Annotated in this window: 13 protein-coding genes and 4 pseudogenes; 4 read left to right on the forward strand and 13 right to left on the reverse strand. The window is 72.6% G+C overall.

All coding sequences use genetic code 11. The annotated features are described in order from the left end of the window. Nucleotides 1-98: 98 nt before the first annotated feature. The 3 genes and pseudogenes from KKZ08_RS01930 to KKZ08_RS01940 all read right to left on the reverse strand — a co-directional run bounded on the left by KKZ08_RS01930 (nt 99) and on the right by KKZ08_RS01940 (nt 2214). Nucleotides 99-443, reverse strand: a complete 345-nt coding sequence (locus KKZ08_RS01930) for a hypothetical protein (RefSeq protein WP_223772751.1) — start codon at nt 441-443, stop codon at nt 99-101. A 125-nt stretch (nt 444-568) separates the two neighbouring features. After that, nucleotides 569-1585 (reverse strand): annotated as a pseudogene (locus KKZ08_RS01935) (LacI family DNA-binding transcriptional regulator). Nucleotides 1586-1674: 89 nt separating this feature from the next. After that, a complete protein-coding gene (locus KKZ08_RS01940; protein ID WP_346657861.1) occupies nt 1675-2214 on the reverse strand; it encodes an ROK family protein in 540 nt (179 codons plus the stop codon). Here KKZ08_RS01940 and KKZ08_RS01945 point away from each other — a divergent pair. Continuing rightward, the gene (locus KKZ08_RS01945) at nt 2194-3033 is read left to right on the forward strand and encodes an RHS repeat-associated core domain-containing protein (RefSeq protein ID WP_223772752.1); all 840 of its coding nucleotides are present in this window, start codon (nt 2194-2196) and stop codon (nt 3031-3033) included. The genes KKZ08_RS01940 and KKZ08_RS01945 overlap by 21 nt on opposite strands. Next, nucleotides 3033-3341, forward strand: coding sequence for a hypothetical protein (locus KKZ08_RS01950; protein WP_223772753.1), 309 nt, complete (start codon nt 3033-3035; stop codon nt 3339-3341). Before KKZ08_RS01945 ends, KKZ08_RS01950 begins: the two co-directional genes overlap by 1 nt. Nucleotides 3342-3456: 115 nt before the next feature. Here KKZ08_RS01950 and KKZ08_RS01955 read toward each other — a convergent pair. From KKZ08_RS01955 to KKZ08_RS01975, 5 genes and pseudogenes are all read right to left on the reverse strand, one after another. Next, a pseudogene (locus tag KKZ08_RS01955) lies at nt 3457-3741 on the reverse strand (DUF202 domain-containing protein); the annotation flags it as partial. Further along, nucleotides 3729-4018 (reverse strand): annotated as a pseudogene (locus KKZ08_RS01960) (DUF202 domain-containing protein). The pseudogenes KKZ08_RS01960 and KKZ08_RS01955, both read right to left, overlap by 13 nt. A 32-nt stretch (nt 4019-4050) precedes the next feature. Further along, nucleotides 4051-4212 (reverse strand): annotated as a pseudogene (locus tag KKZ08_RS01965) (ISKra4 family transposase); the annotation flags it as partial. Nucleotides 4213-4550: 338 nt separating this feature from the next. Further along, nucleotides 4551-5171: a DJ-1/PfpI family protein gene (locus tag KKZ08_RS01970; RefSeq protein ID WP_223772754.1), complete on the reverse strand. Its 621-nt coding sequence runs from the start codon at nt 5169-5171 to the stop codon at nt 4551-4553. 51 nt (nt 5172-5222) lie between these two features. Then, nucleotides 5223-5849, reverse strand: coding sequence for an HXXEE domain-containing protein (locus tag KKZ08_RS01975; RefSeq protein ID WP_223772755.1), 627 nt, complete (start codon nt 5847-5849; stop codon nt 5223-5225). A 155-nt stretch (nt 5850-6004) separates the two neighbouring features. On the opposite strand from KKZ08_RS01975, the gene KKZ08_RS01980 reads away from it, so the two are divergent. Then, nucleotides 6005-6880, forward strand: a complete 876-nt coding sequence (locus KKZ08_RS01980) for an SGNH/GDSL hydrolase family protein (RefSeq protein ID WP_223778876.1) — start codon at nt 6005-6007, stop codon at nt 6878-6880. A gap of 113 nt (nt 6881-6993) precedes the next feature. Next, on the forward strand, nt 6994-7884 hold the full coding sequence (locus KKZ08_RS01985) for an endo alpha-1,4 polygalactosaminidase (RefSeq protein WP_223778877.1): 891 nt from the start codon (nt 6994-6996) through the stop codon (nt 7882-7884). Nucleotides 7885-7891: 7 nt separating this feature from the next. On the opposite strand, the gene KKZ08_RS01990 is transcribed toward KKZ08_RS01985, so the two are convergent. The 5 genes from KKZ08_RS01990 to KKZ08_RS02010 form a co-directional block, all read right to left on the reverse strand. Then, nucleotides 7892-8704 carry an APH(3') family aminoglycoside O-phosphotransferase gene (locus KKZ08_RS01990; RefSeq protein WP_223772756.1) on the reverse strand — a complete coding sequence of 271 codons (813 nt, stop codon included), beginning with the start codon at nt 8702-8704 and terminating at the stop codon, nt 7892-7894. A gap of 43 nt (nt 8705-8747) precedes the next feature. Further along, nucleotides 8748-10319 (reverse strand): PTS ascorbate transporter subunit IIC, encoded by a 1572-nt coding sequence (locus KKZ08_RS01995; protein WP_223772757.1) that lies wholly within the window; start codon nt 10317-10319, stop codon nt 8748-8750. A gap of 24 nt (nt 10320-10343) precedes the next feature. After that, nucleotides 10344-11105, reverse strand: coding sequence for a PTS sugar transporter subunit IIA (locus KKZ08_RS02000; protein WP_223772758.1), 762 nt, complete (start codon nt 11103-11105; stop codon nt 10344-10346). Between the two features lie 111 nt (nt 11106-11216). Beyond that, nucleotides 11217-13250: a glycoside hydrolase gene (locus KKZ08_RS02005; protein WP_223772759.1), complete on the reverse strand. Its 2034-nt coding sequence runs from the start codon at nt 13248-13250 to the stop codon at nt 11217-11219. A 70-nt stretch (nt 13251-13320) separates the two neighbouring features. Beyond that, a complete protein-coding gene (locus KKZ08_RS02010; RefSeq protein WP_223772760.1) occupies nt 13321-15375 on the reverse strand; it encodes a beta-galactosidase in 2055 nt (684 codons plus the stop codon). Between the last annotated feature and the right edge of the window lie 72 nt (nt 15376-15447).

A 15447-nucleotide genomic window follows, 5' to 3' on the forward strand; every position in this document is an offset into this window, starting at 1 on the left:
ACGGGACATGGGTTCTCCACGATGAAGGCAGGACGGAAGGACGCGTGACCGGGCGGCGTGGCGCGGGCCGGGTCAGGCGTCGGGGGCTGTCTGCGTACTCATCGGTGGGGCGGGGCGCGCGGGGCGGCGGTGTCGGCCGCCTCGTGCGCTCGCACTCGCGCGGCGGCCGGGTGCGACGCCGGGCCGCCCGTGGCGCGGTGCGGCGCCGGGTCGGGGGTGCGTGCGGGGCCGACCGGATGCGGCCCCGGGAGGTGGGTGTCGAGGCGGTGCGCTACGACGCGCAGCGCGGGGACGTCGTCGGGCCCGGCCTGCTTGCCCGCGTGCGCCACCACCGTGTGGTGGGTGAGCGGTTCGGCGGCGGACGGTGCGAAGACGGCGAGGACGGTGACGACGAGGGAGAGCGCGGCGGCGGCCAGACGCGCGGAACGGCTCTGCTGCGACACGCGTGCCTCCGTCCCCTCGTCCGTACCCGACGGTCATCTGCCCGACGGCCACGCACGGCGCGACCCGCCCCGCTCAACGTACGGGGCCCACGGGCGGTTCCGCCCCGCGCCGAGCGTTCCGCGGACTACCTGCCTCCCTCGTACTCCACCAGGCTCGTCGGCACCACGACCTGCCGAGGCGGCGGCACAGGACGCCCCCTCGTGGCCGTGCCGGGCCCGCCGGCGTTCAGGCGGGTGGCGAGGAGCCGGGCTGCCGCGCGGCCCAGTTCGTCGCTGTCGTAGGCGACGAGCGTGAGGGGCAGCCCCAGCGCGTCGGCCAGTTCGAAGTCGTCGAAGCCCGCGAGGGCGACGTCGGGGCCACCGGAGGACCGCAGGGCGCGGATCGCGCGGAACGCCCCTATCGTGTTGCGGTTGTTGGAGCAGAACAGCGCGGTCGGCGGCTCGCGCAGCGCGAGCAGGTCGGCGGCCGCGCGCGTCGCCTCCTGCGGTTCCGTCTGGCCCTGGCGCACGAGGCGGTCGTCGACGGCGAGGCCCGCCGCGGACAGGGCGGCCGCGTAACCGCGCAGCCGTTCGGTGCCGGTGTGCACGGCGGGCGGGGAGCCGAGGAAGCCGATGCGGCGGTGCCCGCGTCACACGAGGCGGGCCGTGGCGTCATGGGCGCCGCCGAAGTCGTCGACCAGGACGCAGTCGGCGGCGAAGCCCTCCGGCGGGCGGCTTGCGAGGACCACCGGCACCCCCTCGGCCACCGCCGCGGCGAGGTGACGCTGATCGGCGCCCGCAGGCACGGCGATGATGCCGTCGACGCGGCGGGCCACGAGGTCGGCCACCAGCTCCCGTTCGGCGTGCGGGTCCTGCCCGGTGTTGCCGATGACCGTCTTCAGCCCGTCCTTGACGACGACGGAGTCGACGCCGAGGGCAAGGCGTGAGTAGAAGGGGTTGGCGAGGTTGGTGACGACGAGTCCGACCAGGCCCGAGCCGCGGCCGAGCCGGAGGCTGCGGGCCACCTCGTTGGGGCGGTAACCGAGCGCGGCGGCCGCTGCCCGGACCCGCTCGCGGGTGGCGGGCAGCACCTGCGGATCGTCGCGCAGCACGCGGGAGGCGGTCATCGCGCTGACGCCCGCGCGCTCGGCGACGTCCCGCAGGGTGGGCTGGCCGCCCCTCCTGTGCTGTTCCGTTCCGTCCAACGCCCCACCGCTCCCGCCGTGTCGTCACGCCCGCCGTGCCCACCGTCTCAGGTCACGTACGCCGCCGCCCCGATCAGCGTCGCGTTCTCGCCGAGCGCCCCGGCGCGCAGCGTGACCGGCGTGTCCCCGAGACCTGCGCGCAGGGCCGGGCGGATCAGGTCCCACGAGGCTGCCATGGCGCCGCCGACGACGAGGGCCGTCGCGTCGAAGGCACGCAGACAGGGAGCGAGGACGGTGCCGAGGGTCGTGAAGGTCTCGTCGAACACGTGGCGGGCGCGCCGCTCCCCCGCACGCGCCCGGTCCGCGATCTCGCGCACGTCCAGAGATCCGTCCGGCTCGTCACCGCCGTAGCGCGCCAGGATCGCGCGGCGCGACACCCAGTCCTCCAGCGGTCTGCCGCCTTCCCTGAGGAGGTCGACGCGGCCCCGCGGCGGCACCCCCGGCCCCGTCCGCCGTACGTCGCCGTCGACGGCGAAGGCCGAACCGACGCCGGTCCCCAAGGTGATGCCCACGCAGCGGTGGTGCCCGCGCGCGGCGCCCGCCCGCCACTCGCCGAGGAGGAAGGCGTGGGCGTCGTTCAGGAACACCGCCTCCGCGGGGCGCGGCCACACCCCGTCGGCACCCGCGTCCTTGCCACCGCCACGGGCGGCGCACCCGCGAGCACGCCGGGATACACCGGCGCCCGGCACGAGCCCACCACCGGCAACCTCGACCTGCACGCCCGCCAGTACGACACCACCACAGGGCGCTTCACCCGGCCCGGCCCGGCCGCCCGGGACCTGACGGCGCCGTACGTGTCCGCGTACGCCTACGCCGACAACGTGCCGAGCGCGCTCACCGACCCCAGCGGTCTGTCCCCGGACGACCCGGACAACGAGCGGGTCGACGACGTCGGCGAGGCGCTCGGCATCTTCAAGGACGCCTTCGTCGACGTCGCCAAGTCGCCGTTCGTGTTCCTCGGGGACCTGAAGGACGCCGCCACCGGCGAGAACGGCGGCGCTGGCGCCTTCATCGACAAGTACCTGCCCGTCCGCCCCGCCTACCGGCTCTACCGCGCCGAGACGATGCTCCGCCAGCAGGGCTGCGACGCCCTCGCCGACCTGTACCGGCTCGGCCTTCCGCAGGCCGGACTGTGCCACCCGGTCGAGCTGGGCGTCGGCGCGGATCGCGTTATAGGCGTGGTCCGCCCACTCCAGTTCGAAGTCCATCTCGCTGCGCGGGAACGCCTCCAGGACGGAAATCCGCACCCCAGCGATTTCGATCTGCTGGCCCACGAGTCGTACGAGTCGAACTGGATGCGGCAGCACGGGGACCAGAACTACCGCCGGGCACACCAGGCGACCCTGGACGCGGGCCGTACCTGGGACGGACATGCTCCCGCGGCGGACGGGATAGGGTTCCGGTGATGACAGCATCCCTGACGTGCAAGAAAATCGCTTCTCTCGATACGGGATCCGCCGTCTACGCCTGGGAGACGGCGGAAGGAGTCACCGGGAACGTGCTGATCGACCCGGGGGGATCGGTCGCCCGCCCGTGCACGGCACAGGGACATCCTCTCGGCGCCATGCTTCTCGACAAAAGCGCCGGGAATGTGGAGAACCCCGACCCGGACCCGGGAATCCGGCGCGCTTTCCTGATGGCCGCCTCGGTGATCTTCCAGGAGCGGGAGCGGCAGGGACACCTGCCTGACACGATCACGCGCACCTACTGGTAGGCGCCGGTTCACCGTCCGAGAGGCCGGGCCCTTCGCGGGCCCGGCCTCTCGTCGTCTGTCGCCGCCTCATGTGAAGAGCATCCCCATGGGCGCACACCGCGCGGAACGTGGCGCCGAGGGCCGCGGCCACGGCTGCGCGCGGTCCGAGCGGGCGGGGGCGGGCCGTGCTGAGTGCCGTCATCCTGCGGTGCGCGACGGCCAGGAAGTCCGGTCACAGCAGCAGGCAGAGCGCACACGTGACGGCGTCCGCCGCCGACGCGCCGTCGTGCAGCACCACCCGCACCCCGAGCGCCGTGGCCACCGTGCACGCGAGCGTCGTACGCCGCCACGCGAGGCGGGTCCGCTCGGGCTGGAGCCCCGGGTCCCGCGGCACGGCCTGTGCCCCGCTCACCCCTCCCACCCGAACACCACGATCACCACCATGGCGAGCGCGACCACCGCCACCAGCACCGCGAGCAGAGCCGGGAAGCGGGACGCGGGCAGGTCATCGTCGCGCCCCGCATGGCCCGCTCGCAGCGCACCCAGTGGTTGACCGCGCGCAGCGCGCAGAGCACCCCCGCGACGAGCAGGGCGAGCGCGGTGCGCAGCCGGGCGAGGAAGGTTCGCTCGTTGGCGAGCGAGAAACGGCAGTCGGGCGTCTCGCCCTCCTCGCGGAGCCGCCCGGGGGCGAACCACAGCGGGTGCGGATCTCTTCGGGGAAGGTCGTTGATCAAGCCCCGAGTTGGTAGTCGTGCTGGTCGGGGTAGGTGCGCTGGTGTTCGCGGGTGTGGTGGTAGGCGAGGTAGGAGTCGAGGTCGCCGTTGGCGTGGACGGCTCGGAGTTCGAGGACGGCCTCGGCGTCGGCGAGGCCCCAGCGGGCGCCCGTGATGTCAGGATGCGGTCGCCGTACGGGGCGATGACGGTGTCGTAGTAGTCGTGCAGGACTTGCACCCGGGGAAGTACGTGGCGCGCGGGACCAGTGGCAGCAAGAGGGTACGCAGGGTGCGGTTGAACCCGGTGACGTGCAGTCGGGTCCGGGAGGTGCGGTACCAGTCCGCGTAGTCCCAACGCCCTTGGCGGACTGGAAACCGTGCAGGCCCGTGCAGGTCTCCCAGAGAGGGTCGGGGGCGGCCGCGACACGTGTCCGGTTCAGGTCGGCATCGGTGAAGTGGATGCGGAGCATTCGTTGCCCCCGTGTGGCCGCGGTTTTCAGCCGACCCAAAGCCCTGGCTAACCCAGGGCGCGGGCCCGTTCCAGCACCTCGGCCGGGGCCTTGGCCACCGAGCCGGTGTCGAAGGGAGGTTGCGGGTCGTACTCGGTGTAGAGCTGGATGGCCTGGGCGGTCACCTCGTCGGTGAGCAGGGCGACCAGCCGGATGGCCATGTCGATGCCGGAGGAGACTCCGGCCGAGGTGATCACCCGGTCGTGGCGGACCACCCGCTCGGGGGTGTAGACGGCGCCGTACGCCTCCAGGTCGGCGGCCGCGTCCCAATGGGTGGTGGCGGTCAGTCCGTCCAGGAGGCCGGCCGCGCCGAGCACCAGGGAGCCGGTGCAGACGGAGGTGGTGAAGCGGGTGCCGGCGTGGATCCGGCGCACCCAGTCCAGGAATTCGGGGTCGCCGATCATGGTCTGGAAGCTGCCCCCGCCCGGGATCAGCAGGACGTCGCAGTGTTCGACCTCGGAGTAGCCGGTCGGTACGTGCACCGGCAGGGAGCCCAACACGTCCCGTACCAGGCCGGGTTCGGCGCCGACGAACCGCACGGTGGCGTCCGGCACGTATCCGAGGATCTCGTACGGCCCGATCGCGTCGAGCGGCTCGAAGCGGTCGAAGAGCGGGATCACTATGTCCATGCGGGGCAGCATAGCCAGGGTCCGGTCATACCTGGCCGGTTGCCCGGGTCTTCATGGCCGGGCAGCGTCGCCGATACGCGGGCCCGGATTCGCGGACTCCGTCCGCCCCTTGCGCACGAGCCGTCGCGCCAGCATGTGGGTCCCGGCCGTGGCCGCCGCGGCGAGCGCGAGGCCTCGCACGGCGTCACGGGGGCGTGCGGGACGCAGGACGCCCGCGTCCCGCAGTCGGCCACGGGCCCAGAGGGTGAAGGGGATCACCACCAACGGCGAGGTGGCGGATCCCGGCGTGTACGAGCGAACGGCGGCGGCCTGCGCCAGGTGCACCAGGCCGTGCAGCCCGAAGCCGTTGAGAGCGGCCTGGTAGAAGGCGGAGCGTCCGCCGGTGCGGTGCCCGTCGGCGGCGGCCGCGGCCACCACGACGCCCATCCCGGCGACCGCGGCCGTGAACTCACGCCGGTCGACGGACTCCAACTGCCGCCATATGCGCTCCGGTACGCGCGGGAACCGTTCTCGCAGTTCGGGCACCCGGGCATGGGTCCAGCCCGGCACCAAGGCCACTTCCTCCGCATCGTGCAGCGCCCACGCGGCCAGCAGTCCGAACGTCACGCCGACGCCGACTCCACTGCCGCTGCCGCTGCCGCTGCCGCTGCCGCCCACAGCCGTTTCACATCTGCTCATGGCCAGGCAGTCTGCCAGCCCCCTTGTCACGCGGATGCCAAAAAGCCGCCCCAGGACACGCATCCCTACACGTAGTTGCCGTGGAAGTCGTGCATTACGTTGCCCGAACCCTGGGGCCCCACCCCCCACCCGCCCGGAGGAGTACGTCCATGCGGATGCCCGCACAGCATCGGACCGTCGCGGCTCTCGCCGCCGTCACCGGAATCGCCACGCTCGGCCTCGGAGCGGGCCCGGCCGCCGCCGACGCCTCGGAGCCTCTGCGCTACGTCGCGCTCGGCGACAGCTACAGCGCCGGGTCGGGCGTACTGCCCCTCGACCCGGGCGCGCCGCTTCTGTGCGCCCGCACCTCGAAGAACTACCCGCGCCTCCTCGCCGCCTCGCTCGGCGCCAAGCTGACGGACGTGACCTGCGGCGGAGCCCAGACCAAGGACTTCACCACGGCACAGTACCCGGGCGTCGCCCCGCAGTTCGACGCGCTGAAGAGCGACACGGAACTGGTCACGCTCACCATCGGCGGCAACGACAACAACACGTTCATCAACGCGATCCTCGCCTGCGGCACCTCGGGCGTTCTCTCCGGCGGCAAGGGCTCCCCCTGCAAGGACACGTACGGCAACACCTTCAAGGACCAGATCGAGTCCAAGACCTACCCGGCGATCAAGGCCTCCCTCAACCAGATCAAGGCCAGATCGCCTAAGGCAGAGGTCGCGATCCTCGGCTATCCGTGGATCACCCCGGCGAAGGCCGTCCCCGGCTGCTTCGCCAAGATGCCCGTCGCGGAAGGCGATGTCCCCTACCTCCGCGATCTCCAGGCCCACTTGAACGGAGCCGCGCAGCGCGCCGCGTCCGAGACCGGCACCACGTTCGTCGACATGGCCGCCGCCTCCGACGCCCACGACGCCTGCCGCCCGGCGGGCGAGCGGTGGATCGAGCCAGTGCTGTTCGGCACGAACTTCGTGCCCGTGCACCCGAACGCCGCCGGGGAGGCCGGCATGGCCGCGCGGGCGGCCGAGGTCCTCAACCTGCCCTGACGGTGACGGGAACGCCGGGCGGCCACACCGCCGAGCCCGGCGAACCCGCCCATACCAGGCGCCCCGCGCGCGGGCCGGCGGTGAGCGGCTGCGATCCTGGTCCGGTGACCGGAATCAAGTGGCCCACCAGCAAGAACCGCTTCGGGCGGACCCTACGAGCGGGCGTCGGCGGCGTCCTGCTCCTCGCCGTCCTCGGCCCGCTCGCCGCCTGCTCGTCCGACGCCACGGGCCGCGACGGGTCCGGCACGTCCGCGGGCCGCCCCTCCGGTTCCGCCGACGGCGTCCGCCGACCACCCGCCGACGCGGCCTTCGACTACCAGCTGGGCGGCCCCTACCGGCCGCCCGCGAAGGTACGGGCCGTCGCCCGTGACCGCACCGCCGACCCCGCCCCCGGCCGCTACAACATCTGCTACGTCAACGCCTTCCAGGCCCAGCCCGGCAAGGAGGCCGCGCGCTGGTGGCAACGCGAGCACCCCGAGCTGCTGCTGCGCGGCGAGGACGGGCGGACGGTCGTCGACGAGGACTGGCAGGAGCCCCTGCTGGACATCTCCACCAAGGCCAAGCGTTCCGCGCTCGCCGAAGTCGTCGGCGAGTGGATCGAGGGCTGCGCGCGGGACGGCTTCGACGCGGTGGAGCCGGACAACCTCGACTCCTACGAACGCTCCGACGGCCTGCTCACCGCCGACGACGCGGCGTCCTTCGCCCGCCTCCTGGCCCGCCGGTCCCACGAAGAGGGCCTGGCCATCGCCCAGAAGAACACCACCGACCTGCTGGACCGCCGCCGCACCATCGGCTTCGACTTCGCCGTGACCGAGGAGTGCGCCCGCTACCGGGAGTGCCGGGCCTTCGAAGAGGCGTACGAAGGGAGGGTCTTCGACATCGAGTACGAGACGGAGGACTTCACCGCCGCCTGCCGCTCCTGGGGCAAGGAACTGTCGGTGACCTTGCGCGACCGTGACGTGCGGCCCGAGGGCGAGGCGGGGTACGTGTACCGGCACTGCTGAGTGGCCGTCAGAAGAATTCGTCGAGGAGCCGGTAGAACGCCAGTCGGTCCTCGTCGACGGTGACCTTCCCCGCGACCCTCTGGAGGTACCGCGCCACGAAGCGCTCCGCGCACGCCGGGCCGAACCACGGGTCGTCCTCGCTCGTCAACTCCCGCAGGGTGATGGCGAGATCGGCGTGCCGGTCCGCGCGGCCGAGGCGGACCACGTCGATGAGTCCGGTGACGCGGCAGGTCTCCGGGTCGATCAGCACGTTCTCCGGGGTGAGGTCGCCGTGGGTGACCACCAGGTCCTCCGAGGCGGGGCGGGTACGGTGCAGGGCCTCCAGGAGGCGCTCGCCCGACCAGCCCGCGCGCTCCTCGTCGAGATCCTCAAGTGCGACGAGGCCTTCGTGGATGTTGCGGACGGCCTGCGCCTCCGTGACCGCGAGGCTGCGGTCGAACGGGCAGTCGGCGAGGGGCAGTTCATGCAGGGCGGCAGTGATGTCCGCGAGCGCCTCGGCCACGGCGGGACGCCTGTCCTCGGGCAGCCGCTGGGCGGCCGGCCTGCCCGGCACCGCCTCCGTCACCAGCCACGCCACGTCCCCGTCGGTGCCCCGCTCGACGATGCGGGGCACCGGGATGCCCCGCCCGGCGAGCCAGGCGAGGCGGTCGGCCTCGCCCGACAGGCCGTACGTGGCGGCGGCGACCTTGACGTACAGATCGGGCCCGGCATCGCCCATGTCGGTGAGGCGGTGCACCTCGGCGCCCGACGCGCCACTCGTCGCGGGGGTCCATCGATACGCGGCGTACCGCGCGCGCAGATCGTGTCCGGCACTGTCCATGATCAGAAGCATGGCAGCCGTCCGGTCGAAGCCCCACCGGTTTTCAGCGCCCTGGGGGCGGAGGCGGCTTCGGCGCGCCGCGCGGCGGGGCGATCTTGCCGTACGTCACCGGAGTGCCTGCCGTGTCCCCGCCCGCCGCGGCCGGGGCCGGGGTCCGGCCGGGCGGGAGCAGGGCGTCACGGTGGGCGCCCGGGTCCCAGCCCGTCTCCACGACCCGCTTCTGGACGACGACCGCCCCGAGCAGGACGGCGACGCCGACCAGCAGCGTCAGGACGACGCCACCGGCCCCGCCCGCCTTGGCCGCGTACCCGATGAGCGTGCCGACCCAGCCGAAGTCGGCGTCGCCGAACGTGGTGTTCTCCTCGCCGAAGGCGCCCAGGACCTTCAGGAGCAGCGCGGGCAGCAAGGTGATGAGGACGCCGTTGACGAAGGCGCCGAGGGCCGCGCCCCGGCGGCCGCCGGTCGCGTTGCCGTAGACGCCGGCCGCGCCGCCGGTGAAGAAGTGCGGGACGAGGCCCGGCAGGACGAGGGCGAGCCCGAACGCGGGGTGGAAGACCCAGGCGAGCAGGCCGAGGCTGACGAGGCCGCCGATGAAACTGGAGATGAAGCCGACGAGGACGGCGTTCTGGGCGTAGGGGAAGACGATCGGCGCGTCGAGCGAGGGCACCGCACCCGGCACCAGCTTGCGCGCGATGCCCTGGAAGGCGGGCACGAGTTCGCCGAGGATGGTGCGGACGCCGAAGAGGATCACGGCGACGGCGATGCCGAACTGAAGGCCCTGCATCACGGACTGCATGACGTAGTCGCCGACGCCGCTCGCGCCCGCCGCGCCGTTCTCGCCGAACGCCTTGAACGCGTCCTCCTTGCCCACCTTGCCGAGGAAGACGAGCGATATGACGAGGTGGATCAGCACCATGGACAAGGCGGTCGCCACCATCGAGTCGCGCAGGAACCGCAGCCCTTCGGGGAGGTTCATCTCCTCGGTGGAGCGGCTGCGGCGCCCCACCAGCCGACCCGTCGCCCCGGCCGCGATGTATCCGGCCGTCCCGAAGTGGCCGATCGCCACGCTGTCGTTGCCGGTGACGCGTTTCGTCCAGGGGTGTGCGAAGGCCGGCAGCGCCACCAGGAGGATGCCGAGCAGTACGCCGCCCACGACGACCACGACCCACGACGCCTGCCCCGAGCCGGCGAGCACCATGGTCAACAGGGTGGCCATGAACAGCATGTGGTGGCCGGTCAGGAAAACGTAGCGCAGAGGTGTGAAGCGGGCGAGGAGCAGGCTGACCGCGAAGCCGAGGATCATGAGCCAGGCGACGCGGGCGCCGTACTTCTCCTGGGCGATGCCGACGATCGCCTCGTTGGTGGGGATCACGCCGTGCGCTCCGGTGGCGCCCTGGATCATCTCGCCGAGCGGGGCCAGGGCGCCGACGACGAGGGTGGCGCCCGCCCCGATCAGCAGGAAGCCGAGCGTCGCCTTGATGGCGCCGCCGACGATCTGCCCGGCGGACTTCTTCAGCGCGGTCAGTCCGGCGGCGGTGATGAGGCCGATGAGGTACGCGGGTTGGCTGAGGATTTCGTCGACGAGGAACTCGGCGATCGACACGAGCCAGTCCATGGTGGGTACTCCTTGCCCGGGTCGTCAGACGTCATAGGTGTCGCGAAGGACGCGGTCGGCCTCGGCCGGGCTGGTGAAGTCCTCGACGACCTTCACCGGGATGCCGACATCGCCGAGCGTCCTGGCGATCTCCCGCGAGGTGAGGATGGCGACGGCCTCGTTCGCCTTGCCCTTGGCCGAGATGGTGTCCGTCGCCTCGACGGTGACGTACGCGCTCCACCCCCAGCGGTCCAGGACGCCTTCGAGGGCCTGTTTGAGGAACAGACTCGTGCCGACGCCGTTGCCGCACACGGTCAGGATCTTGTGCGGCTCTCCGCCGCCGCGCGCCGCGGCCGGCTCTCCGCTCGCCAGAAGGGCGTGCACGGCCTGCGGCGTGGGGGCCTCGCGCAGGGCGCGCGCGGTGCCGGGGTCCGCGAGCAGCCGGGCGAGCGCGCCCATCGCCAAGGTGTGTTCGGAGGCGTCCTCGGCGGCGAGGCCGACGACCAGTTCGACGGGGTCGTTGCTCTCGTGCCCGAACTCCACGGGCTCGGCGAGCCGCACCCAGGACATGCCGGTGCCGAGCACCGCGGGTGAGGGCCGGGCGTGGGCGAAGGCGAGGCCGGGGGCGACGACGATGTACGGCCCGTTCCGCTCGACGTTCTCGATCATCTCGGCCGTGTACGTGTCCGTGGCGGCTCCGGTCGCGACCATGAGGTCACCGGCACGCCGGACGGCTTCGCGCCAGTCGGCCGCCGGGGCGTCGAGGAGGACGGCTTCCACGGGGAGGATCTCGTTCAGCGCTGCCATGCACATGATTCTCGCCGACGCGCGCGGGCCGCCTGTCACGTCGACGGCACATGCCGGGACCCGGCCGGGGCGGATGTCGCCGCTCCCGGCCGGGTCCGTGGGGCGCACTGCTCAGCGCGTGGTGTCGACGACCTGCCAGCGCTGGTTGGCACCGGAGTTCGGTGTCCAGGTCGTCACGGCGGCTCCGTCGTGCGTGGCCTGCCCGCCGACTTCGAGGAGGCGTCCGGTGGCGGCGTTGAGGAGGGTCCATGTCCCGTCGCCGGTCGTCGACATCAGCCACTGGGCGGATGTCCGCGCCTGGCCCCGGTCGGGCTCCAGCACGGGGGCGCCGTCCCGGACGGCCAGGCGCTTGCCGTCCGCCTGGGAGGTGACGACGTGACGCTGCCTGCTGCCGGTGTCGCCGCCGGTCGGGCGCAGCTGCCAGCGCTGCGCGGTGTCGCCCTCCTTCGCGGCCTCGATGACGAGGCCGGTGCCGTCGGCGGCGGTGGTGAGGTCCTTGCCGCTCTGCACACCGGTCAGCTGGTAGCTGTGGCCCTGCTGCGGCAGGGCCGCGTCCTTGGCGACGCCGGACACGCCGTCGATGACAAAGGAGGTCACCGACTCCGCGGGCACGGTGAAGGTGGCCTTCCGGTCGGTGACCTCGACCGCCTCGTGCCGTTCGAGCTTGCCCCCGGCGCTGGTCACCACCGGGGTGACCGTGGCACCGCGGCTGACCCGGCCGAACTTGGACAGGTCGACGGTGACCGCGCGGTCCGCGGTGGTGCGGTTGACGTGGACGACGGTGGCCCCCCTGCCGTTCTTGGCGACGGCGGCGGCGCTGGAGGTGTCGTCGACCTTGATGAGACGGTCGCCGGGCTTGATGTAGTGCGTGAAGTTGCGGGCCGTGTCGAACTTCGTGTTCGTACGGATGGGGCAGGTCGCGAGCGTGTCCTTGGCGGTGCAGCTGAACGGCAGTTGGATGCTGCCCCAGTTGCCGCCCTTCACGGACTCCCCGCCGGGCTTCATGTTGTCGTAGTCCTCCACGGGCTGCCAGAAGATCCAGCCGCGGGGCTCCAGTTCGCGCAGGTCGTCGACCATGTGCTGGGCGAGGCCGAGGCCGGGTGACATGTCGTCGAAGTCCTGGCCGTCGCCCCAGTCGCCTTCGACCTCGCTCATCCACAGCGGTTTGTCCGCCGCCTTCGCCAGGTCGCGTACGGTCGTCCGGCCGCCGGTGCCGTAGGTGTGCACGTTCATCCGGGCGACCAGGGAGCGGACCTGGTCGGGGTAGGTGTTCCAGTTCTGGGCGAAGACGCCGGGGTTGGTCTCGTCCATCGCGGAGATCTTCGCGTCCGTGCCGGACTCCTTCAGCGCGGGCGCGAGGGAACGGATGACCTTCTGCTGGAGCTCGGGGCCGATGTGGGCCCCCTCCTGGCGGCCGCCCACCGGCTGTCCGTCGGGGCCGAGGCGGGTGCTCCAGTAGGTCGTGTTCGGCTCGTTGAACGGGTCGAGGGTGTCGACCTTGATGCCGTGCGCCTTCTCCAGGCGCTCGGTGGCGCCCGCGAGGTAGGCGGCGAAGTCGTCGACCGATTCGGTCCTGAGCTGGTCGTCCGCGGCGTTGAAGCCACCGGAGACGTAGCCGCTCTTGGTCATGAACCAGGGCGGGGAGTTGCTGAAGGTCTCCCAGTGGTCGATGTCGTTCTTGATCCGGTCGACCCACCAGCGCTGGGCGGTGTCGGCGCCGGGCTTCCAGTGCGCCGGGTCGTCGGCGTCCCACCAGTCGGTGTCCTCGCGGGTGGTGCCCTCGGGGGCCTTCCACCAGCCCTCGACCGCTCCCCCGGCGCGCAGGTAGTCCTTGACGTCCGGGGCGTTGCCGCCTCCGATGTTGTAGCGGGCGATGTTCAGGGCGAGGCCGTCGTCGTCGAAGAGGAGGCTCGCCAGCTTCTGGCGTATCTCCTCGGGGTAGCCGCCCGTGGCGTTGGCGAACCAGACGAGGCTGGTCCCCCAGCCCTGGAACTTCTGCTGCTGGTAGGAGGGGTCGGGCCGGACGGTGACGGCGGCGGCTGCCGCGGCCGTCGGCTGCGGGACGGTGACCAGGGCGGCCCCGGTGGCGAGTGCGGTGACGCCGACGGCCCCGATGAGGCGTCGCGTGCGGTTACGGCGTGCCAACGTGTGCTCCCAACTCGTGTGCGGTCGCTGCGAAGTGGCGCTGTACAGAGGTCGGGCGGCGGGGTCGTGGTCAGTCGGTGGGCTGTCGCAGTACGGCGACGCCCCTGGGCGGCAGGACGAGGACGCCCCCACCGCTGTCGTCACGCTTCGGCCCGATCACGAGCTCGCCGGTCAGCCCGGGCACGGGCACCGGCTCGTCGGTCCGGTTGACGAGGAACAGATAGCGGCTGTCGTCGCCGCGCCGTACGGCGAGTTCGACGCGGCCCCGCGCGGCCGGCGGCAGTTCGCTGTCGACACCGGCGGCGGCGAGGAGTCGCGGCAGCAGCGCGGTGAGGCCGTCGGCGCCCAGGCGGGTGGAGACGTACGAGGCCGAGCCGCGGCCCGCCGTCCGGCGCGTGACGGCGGGGCGGTCGGTGTACGCGCCGGTCCGGTACCGGGCGAGGACCTCCACCTCGGGGCCGGTGACGGTGATCCGGTCGGTCCACACGGTGCCCGTGGTGGAGTCGTCCAGCTCGACGCCGTCGTCGGCGGGCAGCGGCCCGAACTCCTCGATGCGGATGCCGAGGAGCTCCCGCAGGGCGCCGGGGTGGCCACCGAGCCAGATGTGGTCGTTCTCGTCGACGACTCCGGAGAAGTACGTGGTGACCAGGTGGCCGCCGCTCTCGACGTAGCGCGTCAGGTCCTTGGCCAGCGTTTCGGGGATCACGTGGAGCACGGGCGCGATCAGCAGGTCGTACGTGTCGGGGTCACAGCGCGTGGTGACGACGTCGGCCCGGATGCCGAGGGCGAGGAGGGCGGAGTACCAGTCGAGGGCCTCTTGGTGGTAGTCGAGGACCGAGGTGGGGTGGGAGTCCTGTTCGCTCGCCCACCACGACTCCCAGTCGAAGAGGACGGCGACCCGAGCGGGTTCCCTGGTGGCGCCCGTGACCGGCGCGAGCGCCTCAAGGGTGCGCCCGAGGCCGGTCACCGCGCGGAAGACCTCGCTGTCCGCCCCGGCGTGCGGGACCATCGCCGAGTGGTACTTCTCGGCGCCCGCCGCCGACTGGCGCCACTGGAAGAAGCAGACGGCGTCGGCTCCGTGCGCGACGTGCAGCAGCGAGTCGCGGGCGAGGTCGCCGGGCCGCTTGGGGACGTTGACGGGCTGCCAGTTGACGGCGCTGGTGGAGTGCTCCATGAGGAACCACGGGCGGTGGCCCGCGATGCCGCTGGTGAGGTTGGCGCAGAAGGACAGCTCGTCCCGCGCCTGCGGGCCGGGCCGCACGTAGTGGTCGTTCGAGACGAAGTCGACCTCGTGCGCCCAGTCGGCGTAGTTCATGCCCTTGATGCCGCCCATCACCATGAAGTTGGTGGTGACGGGGGTGTCCGGGGTGATCTCGCGCAGGACGTCCCGCTCGGCGCGCAGGTACTCCTTCAGCGCGTCGGAGGAGAACCTCTTGAAGTCCAGCTGCTGCGTGGGGTTGGGGTGCGACGCGGCGAGGCGGGGCGGCAGGATCTGCTGCCAGTCGCTGTAGTGCTGGGACCAGAAGGCGGTGCCCCACGCGTGGTTGAGGGCGTCGAGGGTGGTGTAGCGCAGGCGCAGCCAGTCGCGGAAGGCGCGGGCGGCGTCGTCGGAGTGGTCGTACACGTTGTGGCAGCCCAGCTCGTTGGAGATGTGCCAGGCCACGAGGGCCGGGTGGCCGGCGTAGCGGCCTGCGATCTCGCGCACCAGGCGCAGCGCGTACGTCCTGAAGACGGGCGAGGTGGGCCGCCAGTGCTGGCGCGCCCCCGGCCACAGGGTCTCGCCGGAGGCGGTCACCGGCAGGATCTCCGGGTGCGCCGTGGTGAGCCAGGGCGGCGGGGAGGCCGTGGCGGTGGCCAGGTCGACGCCGATGCCGCCCTCGTGGAGCAGGTCCATGACCTCGTCGAGCCAGGTGAAGTCCCAGGTACCGGCGGTGGGCTGGAGGCGGGCCCAGGAGAAGATCCCCACGGAGACGAGGTTCACGCCCGCCTCGCGCATGAGCCGGATGTCCTCCTCCCACACCTCGCGCGGCCACTGCTCGGGGTTGTAGTCGGCGCCGTACGCGAGGCGGGGGCGCGGGGTGCCGTCCGGGCCTGCCGGGAGCCGGACGGGGAGGGGGGAGGTCATGGTGGTCCTTCCGGTGCGCCGCCGCTCGCGGGCGGCGCGGGGTACGGGTGGCCCGGCCGCGGGGTGGCCGGG

It is taken from the genome of Streptomyces sp. 135 (assembly GCF_020026305.1).
Lineage (GTDB): Bacteria > Actinomycetota > Actinomycetes > Streptomycetales > Streptomycetaceae > Streptomyces.